The sequence below is a fragment of the Halomonas piscis genome (assembly GCF_031886125.1).
Lineage (GTDB): Bacteria > Pseudomonadota > Gammaproteobacteria > Pseudomonadales > Halomonadaceae > Vreelandella > Vreelandella piscis.
On the sequence record NZ_CP119391.1, the window covers coordinates 2300298 to 2320178 of the forward strand.

The window sequence follows — 19881 nt, forward strand, 5'->3', positions numbered from 1 at the left end:
TTGAGTCCTTGGCGGTGAGGTTGGCAATAGCGAAACGGCGATTGCGCTACGGCGGCAAAGCGTTGATTGTACCTTTCGCGCCGGCCGGTTCACAGCGGCGCCTGTCACGCTATACTGTGCCCCCTTGCGAGACATTTTCTGCGATTTTCCCTGAGACGCCGAGCCTGCCATGAACCGCCGCCGCTACCCGCACGACGACTCACCTCATGACGATGACTTCAGCGCCTTTCGCCAGGCGCTCGAGGCTTCCGGGGTGCGTCGCCTGAACACCAATCGGGCGGATACCGGCAAGCCCAAACCGGCGGCTGTCGACAAGGCAATGCGGCGCAAGGCGGCGGTGGAAAGCCAAACGCTGAACACCACCGGGCGCACCTCGGACGGCCGGGTCGAAGCCGTGCGCCCCTCCGAGTACCTGGAGTTTTCGCTGCCGGACCTGCCCTGGCGCACCCTGAGCCAGCTGAAGCGCGGCCGAACCGCCTGGCAGGCCGGGCTCGACCTGCACGGCTATACCCTGGAAGAGGCGCGCCTGGAACTTGAGAGCTTTCTTCGCGACGCCGCTGCCCGGGGGCTTCGCTGTGTGATCGTGGTTCACGGCAAGGCCTGGGGGGCCACGGCGAACTTCCCCGTGCTCAAGAGCCATACCAACGCCTGGCTGCGCGAGTGGCCCGGGGTGCTGGCGTTCTGCTCGGCAACGGACGCCGACGGCGGCACCGGCGCCGTTTACGTGCTGCTGAAAAAACCCGGCCGCGGCTAGTCACCCACCGGCGGATCGTCGGCGCAGGGCAGCTGCGCGCGGGCGTCGCTGCTCAGATGATGCTTCAAGGCGTCGTCGGCCAGATGGCGCCCCAGCCGAATCAGGTCTTCCGCGCGATGAAACTCGTAGGCGCTGCACACGGTCTTGGGCACGTCGATCAGCACGTCGGGCGGATAGCCGGCGATCTTGTATTTGGCAAGGGCCGCCTGAGTAATGTCGAAGGACTCAAGGATCATGTCCAGCTTGCCCCATTCGCGCTTGCCGCGCGCTTCGGCTTCGCTAACGTCGCTCTTCTCGCCGCCGAAGCTGCCGATTCCCTGCCACAAACGACGGGTCGCCGTGCGCACTTCGCCCATCCAGCGGCTGACCACCTGGGCGTTCTCGCTCATGTCCACCACCCGCTCGGCGGGCCTTTCCGGCAGCAGCTCCTCAAGCGTGGCCGCCTGAGCGCTATGGGCCGTGGCGTTGACCGCCACCACGATATCCGCTTCGTGGGCGGCCAGCACCGGCATCAGCGGCAGCGGGTTCAAAAGGCCGCCGTCCACCAGCACCTGGTCGCCCAGGTTCACCGGCGTGATGACCCCGGGCACGGCAATGGAGGCGCGGATGGCGCGCAGCAGCAAGCCGTTCTGGAACCACACTTCGCGCTGGCGTATCAGGTCGGTGGCCACCGTGGTCACCGGAATCGGCAGGTCTTCCAGGCGCACGTCGTGGATCATGGCGTCCAGCTTGTCCATTACCTTGTTGGCGCGCATCGCCCCCATGGGGCTCCAGGTCACGTCAACCAGCCGCAGCACGTCCAGGTAGTCCAGCTGGCTGACCCACTCCCGGTATTCGGGCAGCTTGCCCGCGGCGTAGATCCCTCCGACCAGCGCGCCCATGGAGCAGCCGGCAATGGAGACGATGTCAACCCCCCGGGCTTCCAGGGCGTCGATCACGCCGATATGGGCATAGCCCCGGGCACCGCCGCTGCCCAGCACCAGCGCCACCTTGCACCTGCTGGCTTTTGCTTGTTCGTTCATGGTTCCTCAGCGCAGCGCCTGGCCAGCCGCACAGCCGTTGACCACCGCATCGGCTACGGCGTTAACGCGATCGCGTTCCAGATGGAGATGATGCCCACCGGGCACGACCTGGCGGGTCAGGTTGGGTACCGCCGCCCGGGCCTTTGCGGCAAAGGCGCGCTCGCCGAGAATGCCCTGCTCGCCCTCCACCAGCTGCACCGGGCAGCGGATATCGGCCAGCAGCGCCAGCACCTGCTCCGGCGTAAAACGCACCGGCGAGGGCTTGAGCAGCCGACTGTCGGTACGCAGCGTCACGCGGCCGTCTTCCAGTCGGCGGCTGTTGCGCTCGACCAGCGGCGCGGCGGTATCGGCATCGATGGGCGTGACGCCGCCGGCTACCCGGGCGGCAACGGCGCTTGTGACATCCGCATAGCCGGGCATGCGCGACGAACGCAGGCGGTGGGCGAGAAAGCCGCGGCGCAGCTGGGAGGCGGTATCTTCGACGGCGGTGGACAACATTCCCAGGCCGTCGATCAGCACCAGCCGGCGGATTTTTTCGGGAAGCGCAGCGGCCAGCAGGCAGGCCACCGCCGCCCCCATGGAATGCCCTACCAGCACGGCGTCGTCCAGCGCCAGCGCGTCCATGGCGTCCAGCACGTCGTGGCCGTAGTCCCAAATGGCATAGTCATCGGTAGCGACGGCGTTGGCGGCGGACAGGCCGTGCCCGCGAAAATCCAGCGCTACCAGGCGTATATCCAGCCTTTCGGCGAGTTGCGGCCCCAGGCGTGAGAAACTGGCGGCGTTATCCAGCCAGCCGTGCAGCCCAAGCCACACCGGCGCCTGCTCGCGCCCCCAGGCAAGCGCCGCTATCCTGCCTTCGGCCAGCGACAGCGAAGTGACGTCGGTGGCGCCAGCGTCTACCATGCCGGCACTGTCCTGCAGCATCGTGCTGTTCATTGTCATCCATCCTCCAGGAGTCCGTCATGAGGCCACGCCGCGACACCGTCGTCCGCAACCGGGTCTTTTTCATCACCGTGATTGCCGCTCTGGCGGTGGGCGCCTGGCTTTTGCGCTAGCGCGCTGCCGGCGCCCGGCCGAGCCTGGGACTCAACGCTTCGCCGGCTACCACCATGACCACCAGGATGCAAATCAGCCACGGCCAGTCCGCGGCAAGCGACACCTGATAGAGCCCCAGCGCATTGATAAAGATCACCACGATGCCCAGCGGGCTTACGTAGCGCACCATAAACAGCCAGGCCGCATAGAGTACCGGCGGCAACGCCAGCTCGTCGCGAAACGTCTGGCTCTTGAGCACAAAGCCCGCCAGCACCACCATGCCAAGCCCCCCAAGCGGCATCAAGAAGCGCGACGTCAGATAGTCGAGCCAGTCAAAGAAATTCTTGCCCCCAAGCGTCCAGTCGGCGCCGACGTTGAACGACAGCATGGCAAGCGTGCTGATCAGCCAGAGTACGATACCCGCGCTCCAGGCCGCCTGGGGGCGCGACAGCCCCTTGTTGTCGCACAGCCAGGAGAGCGTGGCCTCGATCATCGAAATAGAGGACGTCAGCGCGGCCATGGACAGCATGATAAAGAACAGCACGCCAAACAGCGTACCCAGCGGCATCGACTGAAACGCCAGCGGCAGACTCATGAAAATCAGCCCCGGGCCTTCGCCCGGGTCCATGCCGTTGGCGAAAATCGCCGGGAAAATGGCCAGCCCCGCCATCAGCGCCACAACGGTGTCGGCGATGGCGACGCCAATGGCGGTGCGCCCGATGGAGGCGCTTTTGGGCAGGTAGCTGCCGTAGGTCAGAATCGCGCCGGAGGCAAGCGACAGGGTGAAAAAGGCGTGCCCCAGCGCTGCCAGCATTCCCGCGCTCGACAGGCTGTCGGCGTCAAAGGCAAACAAAAAGCGCACCGCCTCGCCGAAGCCGCCGGAAAAAAAACCGTAAACAATCAGCAGCAACAACATCAGCACCAGCCCCGGCATCATCCAGCCGACGCTTCTTTCGATGCCTTTCTGTACGCCCTTGCCGACGATGAACATGGTCGCCACCGTCACCAGCGTACTCCAGAGCCCCAGACTGATCGGACTCTGATTATGAGCGGTGAACACCGCCACCATGTCGTCCACGCTTGTGCCGCTGATACCGCCGGTCAGCATCTTCCACACGTAGGCGAACGACCAGCCGGCCACCACCACGTAAAACGACAGAACCATGAAGCCGCAGAGCATACCCATCCAGCCCACCAGCGACCATACGGAACCGCGGTCGGACTCGTTGACCACGCGGCGGATAGCGTCCACGGGGCTCCCGCGCCCGCGCCGCCCGAGCGAAATCTCGGTCATCATTACCGGAACGCCCACGGCAAAAATGCATACCAGATACACCAGCACAAAGGCGCCGCCGCCGAATTCGCCGGTAATATAGGGAAACTTCCAGATGTTCCCAAGCCCCACCGCCGAGCCGGTGGCCGCAAGTAGAAAGCCCCAGCGGCCCAGCCACTGCACGCGTGGTTGTTGTGACGTCGTCATGGATACTCCGTTATTTGCGTCCGTTTCCCGGCCATGGCCTGTGCGCCGTATGGTAGGCGATTTTACCCGACCCGTGGCGCCCCGCCTATGGCTCGCCGCCCACCCCGCCTTGGGTTCTGCCTTTTACGCCCCCATCTGCTATCAAGGATGAGTCATGGCGGATCATGCCATAACTTGTCATGCCACGCGGCCGGCACCGCCGGCGCGCCCATCCGGAAAGGAGTCATCATGAGTCAGACCCAAGCCCCCTGGAAACAGCCCATGCCCGACGCGCAGTTCTCCCTGATGCGCGACATCCTCGCCGCCCCTAGCCCGGTAGGCCTGGAAGCAGCGATGACCTACGGCGTGCTCAAGCCGCACTTTGAGCGCTTCGCGCCAAAAGGCTGGCAGCTTCACCAGTTCAAGGGCAACGCCGGCGTGGTACTCGATACCCATCCCGGGCGCGACGACATGTTCAAGCTGATGCTCATCGGCCATGCCGACAAGATCCGCATGCAGGTGCGCTCCATCGGCGAAGACGGCAAAGTCTGGATCAATACCGACTCGTTCTTGCCCACGGTGCTCATCGGTCACGAGGTCAAGCTGTTCAGCGAAGACCCGGAAAAGCCCGGCGAATACCGCTGCCTGGAAGGCGGCACGGTCGAGGCGCTGGGCGCCATCCACTTCTCCGACCCGGCCCAGCGTTCCGGCGACAAGGGCATCAAGAAAGAGCAGATTTACCTTGACCTGCAGATTCACGGCGACAACAAGAAGCAGCAGGTGGAAAATCTCGGCGTCCGCCCGGGGGATTCGATCATCTTCAACCGCCCCATCCGCCAGGGCTTCAGCCCGGATACTTTCTACGGCGCCTACCTGGATAACGGCCTGGGCTGCTTTGCCACCGCCGAAGTGGCCAGGCTGATTGCCGAAGCCGGCGGTACGGACAACGTAAGGGTGATGTTTGCCGTTGCCAGCTACGAGGAAATCGGCCGCTTCGGCAGCCGCGTGCTGGCCGGCGAGCTCAAGCCCGACGCGCTGATCGGCGTCGACGTCAACCACGACTACGTAGCGGCTCCCGGCATCGGTGACAAGCGCATGCAGCCGCTGGAAATGGGCAAGGGCTTCACCATGTCGGTGGGCTCGATCGCCAGCGAGCAGCTCAACCGCGTCATCGCCCAGGCCGCCGGCGATCACGACATTCCGCTACAGCGCGACATCGTCGGCGTGGACACCGGCACCGACGGCATGGCCGGCGTGCTGGCAAGCGTCGACTGCGCGGCGACGTCCATCGGCTTTCCCATCCGCAACATGCATACCATCTCGGAGACCGGCAACACCCGGGACGTGCTCGCTGCCGTCCACGCCCTGACCTATACCATTCAGGCGCTGGACAAGAGGGAAAACCTCGAGCGCGAGTTCCTCGACAACCATCCGCGGCTGGACAACGCCCGCCCGCTTTCCCACCAGGGCAGCAACAAGCCCGACGACGAAGGCGAATAGCGCGCAAGGCCGGGCAGGGGCCAGGCGGGAAGCGGCCTCGCCGCCCTCCAGAACAAGATTAGCGGACTAAACGCCAACTTGGTAAAATAGCGCCCGCCGGTTTTCAAACGGTGTTCTTGATGGGTTGAACTTGCCCTTCTGTTGTCGACACGCCGTCCTGGGAACCGGCGGGTTTTTTTATCCGCTGCGCCCCGGAGACCACCATGCTCGCCCGCCGAATCCTGATTCTGAACGCCCTCGGCGTTGCCCTGCTGCTCAGCTGGGTAACGCCGTCTTTTACCGTCTGGGCCTACCTTGACGACGCCGTTTTCTGGTTTTTCAATCACACCATCAGCGTCGACAATCCGCGCTGGAACGTGCTGCTTGCCGCGCTCAACAACCGCAAGTTCGACATGGTCATCATGTTCGCCATGCTGGCGATCATGGTCAGCGCCAGCTACCGCGACAGGCAGGGCGGCTATCGGCGCTGGTTCGGCATCGGCGTGACCATGCTGATCACCGCCGGGCTGATGAACGAGCTGGTACGCAACCTGATTACCTACTCTCACCCCAGTCCGACGAAGGTGTTCGACGACGCCAACCTGCTGTCCCAGCTTGTACACTTCGCCACCAAGGACCAGGCCGGCAACAGCTTTCCCGGCGATCACGGCATCATGGCGATGATCTTTGCCGCCTTCATGCTGACCTTTGGCGACCGCGCCACGCGCATTGCCAGCCTGCTGCTGGTAGCCTGTGCGGTAGTGCCTCGGGTCATGGCCGGGGCCCACTGGCTGAGCGACGTCCTCGTCGGCTCGCTTTCCATCGTGCTGCTGCTGCTACCCTGGGTGCTGTGTACGCCCATCGCCCGCCGGTGCAGCGCCGCCATCACCCGCGCTCTGGAGCGCGGCGAACAGAAACTCGCTGCCCTGCGTGCGCGCCGGCCCCATTGAGCCCGCTAACGCTAGCCCGGGCAGCCGCTAGACACTCCGGGAGAAGTACATGGGAGAACATAAAGAAGCGCAAGGAAACGCGTCCGGTTCAGGCACCGCTGCGCGTATCGGCCTGGTTCTGGGGCCGCTGTGGCTGCTGATAACCTGGGTGTTACCGGCCCCGGCCGGCATGTCGGAGGCCGCCTGGTCGTGCCTCGGCATCGCCCTGTTGATGGCGACCTGGTGGTCCACCGAGGCCATCCCGATTCCGGCCACGTCGCTGCTGCCCCTGGTGCTGGTGCCGGCGTTCGGCATCGATACCGTCAAGGCGACCTCGGCCAGCTACGCCAATCCCATCATCTTTTTGTTTCTGGGCGGCTTTCTGATCGGCATCGCCATGCAGCGCTGGGACCTTCACCGGCGCATCGCCCTGCTGGTGCTGCGCCTCGTCGGCTCCCAGCCCCGGCGCCAGATTGCCGGCTTCATGCTGGCGACCGGCTTTTTGAGCATGTGGGTATCCAACACCGCCACGTCGATCATGATGCTGCCCATCGGCATGTCGGTGATCACCCTGCTCGATGACAGCGACCCCAAAGAGCTTGCTCGCTACGCCACCGCGCTGCTGCTGGCCATTGCCTACTCTGCCAGCATCGGCGGTATTGCCACCCTGATCGGCACGCCGCCCAACGCCCTGCTGGCAGGCTATCTGCTCAACGAGCAGAACATCGACATCGGTTTTGCCCAGTGGATGCTGGTCGGGGTGCCTGTCAGCCTTTCCATGATGGCGCTGGCCTGGCTGTGGCTTGGCCGCGGCGGCTTCAAGATCAACACCGGCGAGGACAGCGGCGCCATGATCCGCCAGGAGCTGGCGCGCCTGGGCCGCATGACCCGGGCAGAAAAGCGCGTGGGCTGCGTCTTCGTGCTAGCCGCTCTGGCGTGGATTTGCCGCCCGCTACTCAACAGCGCCGGTCTGGACTGGCTCTCGGATACCGGCATTGCCATCGCCGCCGGCATTGCGCTGTTTTTGATCCCCAGCGGCCAGCAGGACGGCCAGCGCCTGCTCAGCTGGCCGGAAGCGGAAAAGCTGCCCTGGGGCGTACTGCTGCTCTTTGGCGGCGGCCTGGCGCTGGCCGGGGCCATCACCCAGTCGGAGCTGGCCGACTGGATCGCCGAGCAGCTGGCCCTGCTGAGCACGGTGCCATTGCTTGCGCTGATTGCCTCTGTGGTGCTGGTCATCATCTTCCTCACCGAGGTCACCTCCAACACCGCCACGGCGGCCGCCTTTCTGCCCCTGCTGGGTGCGCTGGCGGTGTCCATCAACCACGAGATACTGCTGATCACGGTGCCGGCTGCCATTGCCGCCAGCTGCGCGTTCATGATGCCGGTGGCCACGCCGCCCAACGCCATCGTGTTTGCCACCGGGCACATGAGGATCCAGTCCATGATCCGAGCCGGCTTCGCCCTCAACCTGGCGGGCACCGCCGTTGTCACCCTGCTGGTCTACCTGCTGATCACGCTGCTCTGGTAGCGCCCTACTGGTCTAATTGCCGGCGCTACGCAAGGCGCCGGCGCTACCGGCGCCTGACCCAGCTACCCCGATACAGCAAGGCCCCCGATGGCAACCACCGGGGGCCTTGCACCGTTTGCGCTCCGCTTAAAGCGTCATGTAGGACGCGGCTTCGTGCTCGCTGAAGGTATAGACGTGATAAGGCTCGGTCTTGGCGCCCGGCATCCCCGGCGTGCCGATGGGCATGCCGGCAAGGCCGATACCGGCAGTGGCCGGCGCATCGTCGAAAAACGCCTCCAGCGCAGCCATGGGCACGTGACCCTCGATCCAGTAATCGCCGATCTTGACCGTATGGCAGGAACCCTTGCCGTAGGGCACGCCGGCCCGGGTCTTGATCTCGTTCATGTCGGCATCGCTGACCACGCTGACATCCACGCCCTGGGCTTCTAGGTGGCGGGCATAGGCGTCGCAGCACAGGCACTGCGGGTTCTTGTAGAGCGTGGCGGTTTCCGGCAGCGCGGCCTGGGCGGCGGTAGCGCTCAGTGACGTCAAGCCGGCCAGCAGTAGCGGGGTGAATACGCGGCGCATGGCGTTCTCCGTGTTGGTTCGTTCAAGTGCATTCGTAGGCCCGGCGCTATTACGCCACGGGTCGCGGCCTGCCGGAGCTCGTCAGATCATACGACCTGCGGGCGGCCCGCAGGTCAAGCGCTGACGCCTCCGCTAAGCCGCCAATTGCCATAACGTTGACCGGCAGCAAGAAGGCCGCGTTTTTACAAGTCCGCCGTGCGCGGCGGCTCGCCCACGCTGGCTTTCTTGATATCCTCCTGGCGCAGCCCGCGAAACAGCCCGACCATCATGATGAAGGCCAGGATAAAGATCGGCAGGCCGATCACCGTAATGACCTGCTGCAGCGCCAACAGCCCGGTCTCTCCGGCCAGCACGATGAGCATGGCCGCCAGCACCCCTTCAGAAATCCCCCAGAAAAGCCGCTGGCGAACCGGGCCCGGATCCGGCGTGCCTGTGCACAGCATGTCGACCACCAGCGACGCCGAGTCCGACGAGGTAGCAAAAAAGATGGCCACGATCAGCACCGCCAGCCCCTTGATGACGGTGGCAAAGGGGAAGTGCTCAAAGAAGGCGAACATGGCCAGCGGTATGCTGTCTTCCACCGCGGCGGACAGCGCCCCGGCCTGCTCGCCCAGCGCTGCGCGAGCGTCGGCGCCGATACCATCGATCTCCATGGCCGACCAGCCAAAAATCGAGAACCACACCAGGGTAAAAATCGACGGCGCAAACAGCACCCCGAGCACGAACTCGCGGATGGTGCGCCCGCGAGAGATCCGCGCCACGAAAATGCCGATGAACGGCGACCAGGTCACCGTCCACGCCCAGTAGAAGACGGTCCAGTTGCCCTGCCAGCCCCAGCCGCCGTTTTGCTGCTGGTACTGGGCCAGGGTGTCGTTCCAGAACGCCATGGGCACGATATTGGCAATATAGAGGCCGAACGTCTCGATGGTGGCGCGCAGCAAAAATACCGTCGAGCCGGTAAAGAGCACGAAAAACATCAGCCCCACGGCCATGCCGATGTTGATGTTGGAAAGCAGCTTGATCCCCGCGTCCAGCCCGGCAACGATCGAGCCCACGGCGACCGCCGTCAGCAGCGTAATGATGATGACCTTGGGCGTGACGGCGTTGGGAATACCGAACAGCTCGCTTAGGCCCGCATTGATCTGCTGGGTGCCAAGGCCGATGGATACCGCCACCCCGAACAGCGTGCCCAGCACTGCAAAGACGTCCAGCGTCTTGCCCAGCGGGCCGTAGATGCGATCTCCGATCAGCGGATAGAACACCGAGCTGTAGCGCATGGGGAGATCATAGCGATAAATAAAGTAGGCAAAAGCAAGGCCCGGCAGGGTGAAAATCGCCCAGGTGTGCAGACCCAGATGATAGATGGCAAAGCCGATGGCATCGTCGGCTGCCTCCACGGTAAAGGCGTCCACGTCCGGACGCGGCGGGTTGGAAAAGTGCGATATCGGCTCGGCCACGCCCCAGAACATCAGCACGGTGCCGATCCCGCCGGCAAACAGCATGGTGAACCAGGAGACGTTGCCGTAGTCGGGCCTGGCGTCGTTGCCGCCCAGGCGAATGGCGCCGTAACGGCTGATGGCAACCCAGAGCAGAAACGCCACCCAGCTGGTCACCCCGAAAATGAAGAACCAGCCCAGGTTGGTCACAATCCACAGGCGTCCGGCGCCAAAGGCATCCTCGATCATTTCGGGGATCAGCAGCAGCGTCACCAGAAACACCACCATGATGCCCGCGGCAATAAAAAAGATAACGGGGTCCGTTCTCAGGCCAAGCCTGCGCGCCAGTTTCTCCATCGTTGTTATCCTTGTGGTAGAGAAAGGGAAAGGAAACAAGGCGGAGAAAAGAGTCCGCTACGTGCAGCGCCTTGCCTCACCTCTCAGATTAGAAGCACAACCGCCAGGTGTCGAACATGGCGGTTGGCCAGGCCGGCATATCCGGCAGCCCCGGGTGCCGAGTGCCATAATGTCGCACGCCGTTGCCCGCCGCGAGCGAGCGGCATAAACTTGATCCATGACAACATCCCGCTCTTTTTGGCTGGTCCTCGCCCTGCCGGTTGTGGTAAGCGCAGCGCTTGGCGCGCTGATATTCGGCGGCGAGGCGGTGTCCGACAGCGACGTCGAAGCCGATATCCAGCAAGCCCTGGCCGAGCAGACCGCTGCCAGCGTCTTCGAGCTGCGCAATCTCCAGGAAGTCCAGTACGGCTACGGCATCTGCGGCTCCTACCGCCCGCTTGACGGCAGCAGCGGCTACGCGTCCTTTTTCTACGATACGGTCAATCACAGGGTAGTGCGCGACGCCAGCTCCCGGGCGTTCACTTCCCACTGCGACCTGTCGGCCATCTGCCGGGATACTCGCTAGTTTTTTTCCGTCCTCATGACACAGGAGCCATGCCTTGCCCCCGCTTTCGTTTGCCCACCGCCTTCCCACCCTGCTACTGGGGGTCTTGCTGCTGACCGCCGGCAGCGCTGCCGCTGCCAGCCTTGAAGCCACCGACGCCAGGCTGCGGCTGCTTCCCGGCGACCTTCCCGGCGCCGGCTATTTCACCCTGAACAACACAGGCGATACCCCTGTCACACTCACCGGCGCCGCAAGCGAAGCCTTTGACAAGGTGATGCTGCACCAAAGCATCGAAGAGGACGGCATGGCCAACATGCACGCGGTTGACGCCGTCGAGGTGGCGCCGGAGAGCACTTTCACCTTTGCTCCCAAGGGGCACCATCTGATGCTCATGCAGCGCAGCGCGGATCTCTCCGTGGGCGACAGCGTCACTGTCGAGCTTGAGTTTCAGCAGCGCGACCCGCTGAAGGTGACCTTTGACGTAGTCTCGCCGGCCGAGCGCTAAGCGCCAGGGCGCCTAGCGCCGTAAAGGCGGTCTGGAGGGCTTAGCCGGCGGAGGAAAGCGCGAACGCCGGCGGAAAAGAGCTTTCAGACGAAGCTAGAAAACAGCAAGGAAAGGGGAAAATGCTCAGGCGATTTTTAATCGGACTTGCCGTCCTGGCTGCACTCATTGCAGTGACCGGCTGCGAAGAAAGTCATGAATGGCGCACCGCCGATATCTCCGATCGCTTGCCGCCGCTGGACTTTACCCTGACCGATGAAAACGGTCGGACCGTGGACGAAAGCGACTATGCGGGTAAACCGACGCTGGTATTTTTCGGCTATACGCACTGCCCCGATGTCTGCCCGGTTACGCTTGCCCGACTGGCCTCTGTGATCCGCCAGCTGGATGCCGACGAGAGCGACCAGGTGCAGGTACTGTTCATTTCGGTGGATCCGGCCCGGGATACCCCGGCGGTGCTTGACGCCTATACCGACGCCTTCAACCCTCGATTTGTGGGACTCACGGGCAGCAAGGAGCAAATCGACGCCGTAACCAACCGCTACCGAGTGCACTACAGCTACGGCGACAAGGACGCCGACGGCGACTATGCGGTCACGCATTCAAGCGCCGTCATGGCCTTTGGCCGCGACGGCGAGCCGGCCTTCCTCACTCGGGACACGGATTCCGACGCAGCGCTCATCGACGACCTGGAAGCGCTGCTGAAATAATCGTGTCACACCGGTGGGGACGGGTTCGGGTACAAGGCTGCCTAGCTCTTTGCCTGCCTGCGCCCGCTGCGCACCCTATCGCGCTGGTCCTTGATCGCCACCACCAGCGCCGTGCAGATCACCAGCGCGATAATGCCGAAGCCGCTCGCCGCCGCGACCGGCCAGGACGTCACCTTGAGCAGGCCAAACACCGCCGCGGTAATCACCGCAATGCCTACCGAAGTACCGATACGCTGGCCGGTCTGCATGATCGCCCCGGAGCTGCCGGCATAGGCCAACGGCACCTCCGCCAGGGTAAGCGTCTGGTTGGGGCTGACCACCGCCCCCTGAGCCGTTCCCACCAGCGCCAGCGACGCCATCAGCCACCAGGGACTGATATGGCCGCCGGCGTGCAACAGGATCACCGTAATGCACAGCAAAAGCCCGACAATGGCGCAGCCAAGCCCGCCGATCACCACTTTGCGACCATAGCGCGATACGCGCTTGCCTGCCCAGTTGGCGGCAAAGGCCGACATCATGGCCGAGGGGATGCCCACCGTCCCCGCTTCCAGCGCCGTTCGATTGATGCCTTCCTGCATATAAAGCGCTACCAGAACCCAGATGCTGGTCATGCCCAAAAAGTACAGCGTCATGATCAGCGAGCCGTTGGTAAAGCTGCGGGTGGCAAAAATATTCAGGTCGACCATGGGGCTGCGCCCCAGGCGGGCGTAGTGGCGCTCCCAGCGCACCCAGGCCACCACCAGCGCCAGGCCTGCGGGCAGCCACAGCCAGGTAAGCGGCGACGTGCGCGCTTCCATGAACGGCAGCAGCACCGCGAACACCGCCAGGCCCAAAAGCAGGGAGCCCACCGGGTCAAGCGAGCGGCCGATATGCAAAAGCCGGTGGGAAACGCTCGCGCTGCCGCGCGGCCCGCCGGACAAGAGCGGCCGGGGGAACCAGGCAAAGGCCAGGATCAGCGTCAGCACGCCGATGGGCACGTTGACCAAAAACGTCAGCCGCCAGCCGATATCGGTACCGCCAAGCTCGATCAGAAAACCGCCAAGCAGCGGGCCGATGCCCACCGAGACCCCTACCACGCTGCCGAAGTAGCCAAACGCCCGGCCGCGCTCGCTGCCGCGAAAATACTGCTGGATCATGCCCACGCCCTGAGGGTTCAAAAGCCCCGAGCCCACGCCCTGCACGAACCGCGCAGCGTTGAGCGCGGTAGCGTTGGGCGCCAGCCCCGAAGCGATCGAGGCGGCGGTGAACACCGTCACCCCGATAATGAAAATGCCCCCGCGGCCCATGATGTCGCCCGCCCGGCCGGCTGCGACCAGCACCACGCCAAACGTCAGCGCATAGCCCGATAGCACCCACTGCAAATCCGACTGCGACGCCCCCAGCCCCTCCTGTACCGAAGGCAGCGCCACGTTGACGATGCTCACGCTGATCAGCGACATGGCAATCGCCCCCAGCAGCACAATCAGGATGCGCCAGCGTATCGGGTCGCGTGTCACGTCATACTCTGCTGCGTTTGTTTCAACCTGCTTGTGCACGAATCATTGCTCCCCTTACACTCGACAAGCCCGCCGACAACATACAACCAACGACAAAATAAAGGGGCGCACTCGGCCATCGCGAGCGCCCCGGGCATTGAGTATAACAGTCGCTTAGAAGCCTAGCTTTGCGGGGGCAAGGCTGTCGTGCAGGGTATAGGAAACATTTCATTCAGCGCAGACGGCGGCAGAGACGCCCACCGACGACAATATTGTTACTGCACCTCAATCACCGAGCGGCCAAGCAGTTCGCGACCGGTAACGTCCAAGAATCGAATCTCATAGGTGCCGGACTTTTCCGGCATGGCCAGCTCCATGGACTTTTTTTCCCCGATCGGTGTCACGCTGATCCAGCTGAATTCCGGCTGGTCCTTGTGCGCCAGAGCTATGCGCTGATCGCCACTATCGCTACCGCCGCGCCAGGTGACGACGATCGTCTCACCGGGAGCCGCTTTTTTCTGCACCGAAAGCCCGGCTCCGTGATCTAGCGGAGCATTTTCACCTACCACCTCAAGCGGCGCGCTGGCCAGCGTCTTCATACCTTCACGCAATACGTAGCGCACCTCATAAAGCCCCGGCTCGGCCGGCGCCGTGAGCGTGCCTTCGCGCTTGTCCCGTACCAGCCCGCGATCGCCCGTTTTGCCTTCATCGGCGCCCGCCGGCACCACGGTGTAGTAGTCGTCACTTGCAACGGTATCGCTCCAGCTAATCGTGACAGGCGTAGCGGCACGCACTATGTCAGGAGCGTTGATGGTCACGTCGGCATTGACTACCTCAAGCGGCGCGCTGGCCAGCGTTTTCATGCCCTCGCGCAATATATAACGCACCTCGTAAAGCCCCGGCTCGGCCGGCGCCGTGAGCGTGCCTTCGCGCTTGTCCCGCACCAGCCCGCGATCGCCCGTTTCGCCTTCACCGGCGCCCGCCGGCACCACGGTGTAGTAGTCGTCATTTGCAACGGTATCGCTCCAGCTGACCGTAAAGTGCGCACCGGTAGTCACCTCTTCGGGGGCGCTGATGGCTACCTCGGCTTTCACGACTTCAAGCGGCGCGCTGGTCAGCGTTTTCATGCCTTCGCGCAATATATAACGCACCTCGTAAAGCCCCGGCTCGGCCGGCGCCGTAAGCGTGCCTTCGCGCTTGTCACGTACCAGCCCGCGATCGCCCGTTTCGCCTTCACCGGCGCCCGCCGGCACCACGGTGTAGTAGTCGTCACTTGCAACGGTATCGCTCCAGCTGACCGTAAAGTACGCACCGGTAGTCACCTCTTCGGGGGCGCTGATGGCTACCTCGGCTTTCACGACTTCAAGCGGCGCGCTGGTCAGCGTTTTCATGCCTTCGCGCAATATATAACGCACCTCGTAAAGCCCCGGCTCGGCCGGCGCCGTAAGCGTGCCTTCGCGCTTGTCACGTACCAGCCCGCGATCGCCCGTTTCGCCTTCATCGGCGCCCGCCGGCACCACGGTGTAGTAGTCGTCACTTGCAACGGTATCGCTCCAGCTGACCGTAAAGTGCGCACCGGTAGTCACCTGCTCGGGTACGGTCAGCCCAATGTCAGGCAATGTCGGCGCCGGCTGAGATTCTGGCTGCCCCATGACCACCTGCACCTGGTCCAGCGCGTCATGCAGCTCGGCGGCATTGTTAGCCGGCACAAAGAGGCCGCCGGTATTGTCGGCAATGCAGGCAAGGCTTTCGTGAGCATCGGCTTCCAGGTCAAAGCCGACAACGTGGGTCGTCAGCTGCACGCCCTGCCGAGCAAGCCGCTCGGAAAGCTCGCAGGGATCGGCGTTACAGGTTTCCAGCCCGTCGGAAATCAGCACGATGGTCGACTGGCTGTCACGATACGACAATAGGTCAGCGGCGTGCTCGAGCGAAGCCGAGATGGGCGTTTTGCCCCTGGGCTTGATGGCATTAACGGTATCGATAAAGCTCGTTTTGTTTAACGGCCCGGGTTCGATAAGAGTTTCAATATCCCGACAGTCACCCTGGCGGCGATGCCCGTAGGCCACCAGTCCCAAAGGCGTATTTTCGTCCCACTCGTTAATCAGCTCTGCCATTACTTCCTGGGCAATTTCCATTTTGCTCACGCCGTCAATCTGCCCCCACATTGAGCCGGACGCGTCGTAAACGATAACCACCTCTTCGTTCGCCTGGGCCAGAGCGGCACAGGCCAGCCAGGCTGTGGCAAGGGTCGCTGACAACGTCGCTGTAAGCCGTTTCATTATTTTTCTCCTGCATGCTCACCGCTAATTGACTTGCTACGAGCGCTCCCGGCGGACCGTCATCCGCTTTTGAGTCCCGGAGGCCTCATGGTCGCAGCAGGCGCCGTGCTTGCCCCCGTCTATTCAGACAGGGGCCGGGCAAGTCTTCAGCTCCGATACTACACTGGCCGTTATGGCCCACCGCTCCACAGGAGGCTTATCATGTGGCAACTGCCCGGCGTATGGCTCGGCAGGGTCATCTTGCTTACTCTTGCGCTACAGTGCCCAGGCACGGCCGCCCAGGCTAACGACGCGTCCCCATCGCCTGAACCCGGCAACGTACAAGACACGGCTCCAAGTCAGGTTTTACTTGAGATAACCGACCCTACGAGCGGCGAAACCGTCGAGCTGAACCGCAAGGATCTGCAAGCGCTACCCGCAGCGACGCTTACCACCTCCACAGTAGTGACCGACGGCACGCATGAATTTCGTGGCTTTTTAATGCGCGACCTGCTGGAGCAGATAAATATCCCGGGCAGCCAAGTAACCGCCATTGCTCTGAACGACTACGCCGTGAACATCCCCGTGAAGGATTTTTATCGGTTTGATGTGATCGTGGCCTACGCCATGGACGGCAAGCGCTTAACCCGATCAGGCAAGGGGCCATTGTGGATTGTCTACCCGCGCGATGCGCATAGAGCGCTGCAGGATATCCGCTATGATTATCGCTGGGTATGGCAGCTCTACCGACTGGAAGTGCAATGAAACGCCTAAGCTCCTCCATTTTCGGCGTCTGGCTGCCGCTGGCGGCGGTGCCCGCCTTTGCGTTGCTGCTGTCGTTCTCATTGATTCGCATGCTGGATGTGGAAAGCGACATGCGAGTCGATGCCGAGCAGAACATGCTCTGGGTGCTGCACCAGGCAGAAGTCGCGGCGCTGCGCCTGACCAGCACCATTGCTCTGGCTGAAGCGGGTGCCGCCTCAACAGACGACGTCGCCCTGCGCTTCGACATTCTGCAAAGCCGGATTTCATTGCTCCACGCCGGACCGCAGCATCGCTTCATCGAGCAGATTCACTTTACCGACACGCTGGACCAGCTAAGCCGTACGCTGGATAGCCTGGCGCCGGAGATCGGCGCTTTTACGCCCAATGCCGGCCCCGGCCTGCGCAGCCGACTGGCACCTTTTGCACGCCGCCTGGGTCAAGCTGCCAACGTAGCCATGATCACCGAGTGGGACGATCTCGGCGGACGCCTGGAAGCCCAGCGCACACAGCTCCATCAGGCCATGGCCTCGCTCGCCGGCATTATGGTTGCAGGCGCCGTCCTGACCGTCACGCTGGTTCAAGCACTGCGTCAGTCTCATCGTCGCAACCGGATGCTTCGCCGGGAACGCGACTTTTCGGCGCTGCTGATTGCTTCCAGCGGCGAGGGCATTCTGGCGGTGGACAACGACGGACGCTGTACGCTGTGGAACCCCGCCATGGTCGACATCACCGGCAAGTCGGAAAGCCAGGCAACGGGCGAGACACTGGCGAACATCGCCAATTTTTTCACCACGCCGGCGGTGCACCAAGGCGTTGCTCGAGCGCTCGCCGGTAGCGCATCGCAATTAACGCTACAGCCGCTGTTTCCGCCCGGCTGTGCGACAGCGCTGTATGTGGATCTGCACGCCTTCCCGATGCGCGACGACGGCACCATCCTGGGCGCCATTCTGCTGCTGCACGACGCCTCGGACAGGCACGCTGCCCAGCAAAAAGAGGCCCTGCATCGCGATCAACTCGAAGAGCTGGTGACCGAGCGCACCCGGGAGCTGAACAGCGCGCTCCAGCGTGAACGCTCGGCGGCCGAGCTGTACCGCAACTTTGCCGCCATGGTATCCCACCAGTTTCGCACGCCGCTGGCAGTGGCGGACTCGGCCCTGCAGCGCCTGGTGCGTCGCGGAAAACGCGCCCCAGCGGAAGAGATAGCCGAGCGCGCCGAACGCGCCAGGCGCGCCATTGCCGGGCTCACGCGGCTGGTGGACAGCACGCTCGACGCCGCCCGGCTGGATGCCGGCCAGATCGGCGCACGCCGGCAACGGTGCAGCGTCGCGGCCATTGTCGAAACGGTCTGTGAGCGCCAGCGCGAGACCACCCCGGAGCGTCAAATAGTGCTCGAGCACGCCATCGCCACAAGCGCGACCGCCTTCTGCGACCCGGCCCATGTCGAGCAGATACTCGAAAACCTGCTGTCCAACGCCGCCAAGTACGCCCCTCACAAAGCCCCCATCACTGTGCGCATCCATGCCGACAGCGCCCGGCTGATCTGCGACGTCCACCACGACGGCGCGCCGATCGCTTTCCAGGATCGTGAACGAGTGTTCGAACGCAACTATCGCGGTGTCAACAGCGCAGGCATTGCCGGCACCGGCATCGGCCTTTTCATGGCACAAACGCTTGCGCGCATGCAGGGTGGCGAGCTGCACCTGCAGCCCGCAGACCAGGGTGTCACCTTTCGTCTGACACTGCCCCGCTACGCAGGAGCCATGACATGACCCACTTCGTGACAGCCCCAGACAGCGCGCTTGTTCTGGTCATAGAAGACGAGCAGGCCCTGCGCGATGATATCGCCGACGAACTTCGGGAGGCCGGATACCGCACCAGTGTAGCAAGCGACGGCCAGCAGGCGCTCGATCTGCTGAGCAAAGCCCCACCCGACCTGCTGCTGTGCGATATCACCATGCCCGGCATGGACGGCTACGAGCTGCTGGACGCCGTGCGCACCCGGCATCCGACACTGGCAACCGCGCCGTTCATCTTTCTTACCGCTCTCGCCGGACCCAACGAAGTGGTCAGGGGCAAGCTGCAGGGAGCTGACGACTATCTGGTCAAGCCCATTGATTACGACCTGATGCTGGCCACCGTCGAGGCGCACCTGCGTCAGGTCAAACGCCTTTACCGGCATCACCGCGACGAGCTTTCCACGCTGCGCACCGCCGTTGGCGAGCTTTCCGGCAGCGGCGCTACCCAGGCGCTGGACTTGATCACCCTGGGCGTAGTGCTGCTTGATCTTCAGGGCAGGCCGGTTCGCGTCAACCGGGCAGCGCGCAGCCTGGCCGATGACGCCGACGTCATTCATCTCCGCGATACCGGCATTCAGGCGCTGGACACACCCTCCAACCGGGCACTACAGCAAGGCCTTGACGAAGCTCGCGCCGCTGCCATGGCGGGTAAAGACAGGGTGGTCGGCGCTATGCTGGCGTGCCAGCACCAGCCTGCCAGCGTCTCAGCGCTGATCTGTGCGCTGCCCGGCGAGCCGATAAACGGTCACTCAGGCCAGCCCGGCGCTGTCGTCTTCCTCTCGCCTTCTCACCAGCGCCGCCGCGCATCAGAGACGCTGCTGATGGAGCTGTTTGACCTGACCCCCACCGAAGCACGGGTCGCCGGGGCGCTGGCCGGCGGCGCTCGCAAAGCAGACATTGCCGGCGAGCTTGGCATCTCCCCGACCACCGTCGCCTTCCATATGCGTAACCTGTTTGACAAGACTCGCACTCATCGCCAGGCCGACCTGATCGCACTGATACTTGCCGGCCCCATGATGGTGAACTCCGAATAAAACTCGCCGATTCAGCCGCCAAGATAGCCTCCTCCAGGGCCCGTGCTCCCCCTCGTTCAAACGGGGCGTCAGTCCCGCTGAGCTTATACGCTACGGCAACGAAGGCGCGCTCTGCCTGGCCACGACCAGCTTTCAAGGGACAACGGATGACGCTATTGCGGTTAACGGTTGCCGCTGCCATTGGCTGCAATCTGCCTGCAGCAGGCGAACCACCAGCCGTCTAAACACTGA

The 19881-nt window shown here is 63.6% G+C and carries 17 protein-coding genes; 10 read left to right on the top strand and 7 right to left on the bottom strand.

Annotation, left to right across the window (positions count from 1 at the left end; genetic code table 11):
- Positions 1–169: 169 nt before the first annotated feature.
- Positions 170–754, top strand: a complete 585-nt coding sequence (locus P1P91_RS10795; RefSeq protein ID WP_311882543.1) for a Smr/MutS family protein — start codon at positions 170–172, stop codon at positions 752–754.
- On the opposite strand, the gene P1P91_RS10800 is transcribed toward P1P91_RS10795, so the two are convergent.
- The 3 genes from P1P91_RS10800 to P1P91_RS10810 form a co-directional block, all read right to left on the bottom strand.
- Positions 751–1776: a patatin-like phospholipase family protein gene (locus P1P91_RS10800; protein WP_311882545.1), complete on the bottom strand. Its 1026-nt coding sequence runs from the start codon at positions 1774–1776 to the stop codon at positions 751–753. The genes P1P91_RS10795 and P1P91_RS10800 overlap by 4 nt on opposite strands.
- Before the next feature lie 6 nt (positions 1777–1782).
- Complete coding sequence (locus P1P91_RS10805) at positions 1783–2679, bottom strand: alpha/beta fold hydrolase (RefSeq protein ID WP_311885788.1); 897 nt, start codon at positions 2677–2679, stop codon at positions 1783–1785.
- Positions 2680–2827: 148 nt separating this feature from the next.
- The gene (locus P1P91_RS10810) at positions 2828–4291 is read right to left on the bottom strand and encodes a sodium-dependent transporter (RefSeq protein ID WP_311882546.1); all 1464 of its coding nucleotides are present in this window, start codon (positions 4289–4291) and stop codon (positions 2828–2830) included.
- Positions 4292–4519: 228 nt separating this feature from the next.
- Between P1P91_RS10810 and P1P91_RS10815 the strand changes: the two genes are divergently transcribed.
- The 3 genes from P1P91_RS10815 to P1P91_RS10825 all read left to right on the top strand — a co-directional run bounded on the left by P1P91_RS10815 (position 4520) and on the right by P1P91_RS10825 (position 8206).
- Complete coding sequence (locus P1P91_RS10815) at positions 4520–5770, top strand: M20/M25/M40 family metallo-hydrolase (RefSeq protein WP_311882547.1); 1251 nt, start codon at positions 4520–4522, stop codon at positions 5768–5770.
- A gap of 203 nt (positions 5771–5973) precedes the next feature.
- Positions 5974–6699 (top strand): phosphatase PAP2 family protein, encoded by a 726-nt coding sequence (locus P1P91_RS10820; RefSeq protein ID WP_311882549.1) that lies wholly within the window; start codon positions 5974–5976, stop codon positions 6697–6699.
- A gap of 49 nt (positions 6700–6748) precedes the next feature.
- Positions 6749–8206 carry an SLC13 family permease gene (locus tag P1P91_RS10825; protein WP_311882551.1) on the top strand — a complete coding sequence of 486 codons (1458 nt, stop codon included), beginning with the start codon at positions 6749–6751 and terminating at the stop codon, positions 8204–8206.
- Between the two features lie 126 nt (positions 8207–8332).
- On the opposite strand, the gene P1P91_RS10830 is transcribed toward P1P91_RS10825, so the two are convergent.
- Both P1P91_RS10830 and P1P91_RS10835 read right to left on the bottom strand, forming a co-directional pair.
- Entirely contained in the window at positions 8333–8773 is a 441-nt protein-coding gene (locus P1P91_RS10830; RefSeq protein WP_311882553.1) for a DUF411 domain-containing protein, read from the bottom strand.
- 182 nt (positions 8774–8955) lie between these two features.
- Positions 8956–10566 carry a BCCT family transporter gene (locus P1P91_RS10835; RefSeq protein WP_311882554.1) on the bottom strand — a complete coding sequence of 537 codons (1611 nt, stop codon included), beginning with the start codon at positions 10564–10566 and terminating at the stop codon, positions 8956–8958.
- 217 nt (positions 10567–10783) lie between these two features.
- Here P1P91_RS10835 and P1P91_RS10840 point away from each other — a divergent pair, with 217 nt between their 5' ends.
- The 3 genes from P1P91_RS10840 (at position 10784) to P1P91_RS10850 (ending at position 12322) form a co-directional block, all read left to right on the top strand.
- Positions 10784–11131 (top strand): hypothetical protein, encoded by a 348-nt coding sequence (locus P1P91_RS10840; RefSeq protein ID WP_311882556.1) that lies wholly within the window; start codon positions 10784–10786, stop codon positions 11129–11131.
- Between the two features lie 34 nt (positions 11132–11165).
- Positions 11166–11615, top strand: a complete 450-nt coding sequence (locus tag P1P91_RS10845) for a copper chaperone PCu(A)C (protein WP_311882557.1) — start codon at positions 11166–11168, stop codon at positions 11613–11615.
- 119 nt (positions 11616–11734) lie between these two features.
- Positions 11735–12322, top strand: a complete 588-nt coding sequence (locus tag P1P91_RS10850; protein ID WP_311882558.1) for an SCO family protein — start codon at positions 11735–11737, stop codon at positions 12320–12322.
- A 41-nt stretch (positions 12323–12363) separates the two neighbouring features.
- On the opposite strand, the gene P1P91_RS10855 is transcribed toward P1P91_RS10850, so the two are convergent.
- Positions 12364–13818, bottom strand: a complete 1455-nt coding sequence (locus tag P1P91_RS10855; RefSeq protein ID WP_311882559.1) for an MFS transporter — start codon at positions 13816–13818, stop codon at positions 12364–12366.
- Positions 13819–14072: 254 nt separating this feature from the next.
- Positions 14073–16076 carry a vWA domain-containing protein gene (locus P1P91_RS10860; RefSeq protein WP_311882560.1) on the bottom strand — a complete coding sequence of 668 codons (2004 nt, stop codon included), beginning with the start codon at positions 16074–16076 and terminating at the stop codon, positions 14073–14075.
- 201 nt (positions 16077–16277) lie between these two features.
- On the opposite strand from P1P91_RS10860, the gene P1P91_RS10865 reads away from it, so the two are divergent.
- The 3 genes from P1P91_RS10865 to P1P91_RS10875 are packed head-to-tail and all read left to right on the top strand — an operon-like array spanning position 16278 to position 19650.
- A complete protein-coding gene (locus P1P91_RS10865) occupies positions 16278–16820 on the top strand; it encodes a molybdopterin-dependent oxidoreductase (protein WP_311882561.1) in 543 nt (180 codons plus the stop codon).
- Positions 16817–18589, top strand: a complete 1773-nt coding sequence (locus P1P91_RS10870; protein ID WP_311882563.1) for a sensor histidine kinase — start codon at positions 16817–16819, stop codon at positions 18587–18589. The genes P1P91_RS10865 and P1P91_RS10870 overlap by 4 nt, the downstream gene beginning before the upstream one ends.
- Positions 18586–19650 (top strand): response regulator, encoded by a 1065-nt coding sequence (locus P1P91_RS10875; protein ID WP_311882564.1) that lies wholly within the window; start codon positions 18586–18588, stop codon positions 19648–19650. The genes P1P91_RS10870 and P1P91_RS10875 overlap by 4 nt, the downstream gene beginning before the upstream one ends.
- The last annotated feature ends 231 nt before the right edge of the window (positions 19651–19881 follow it).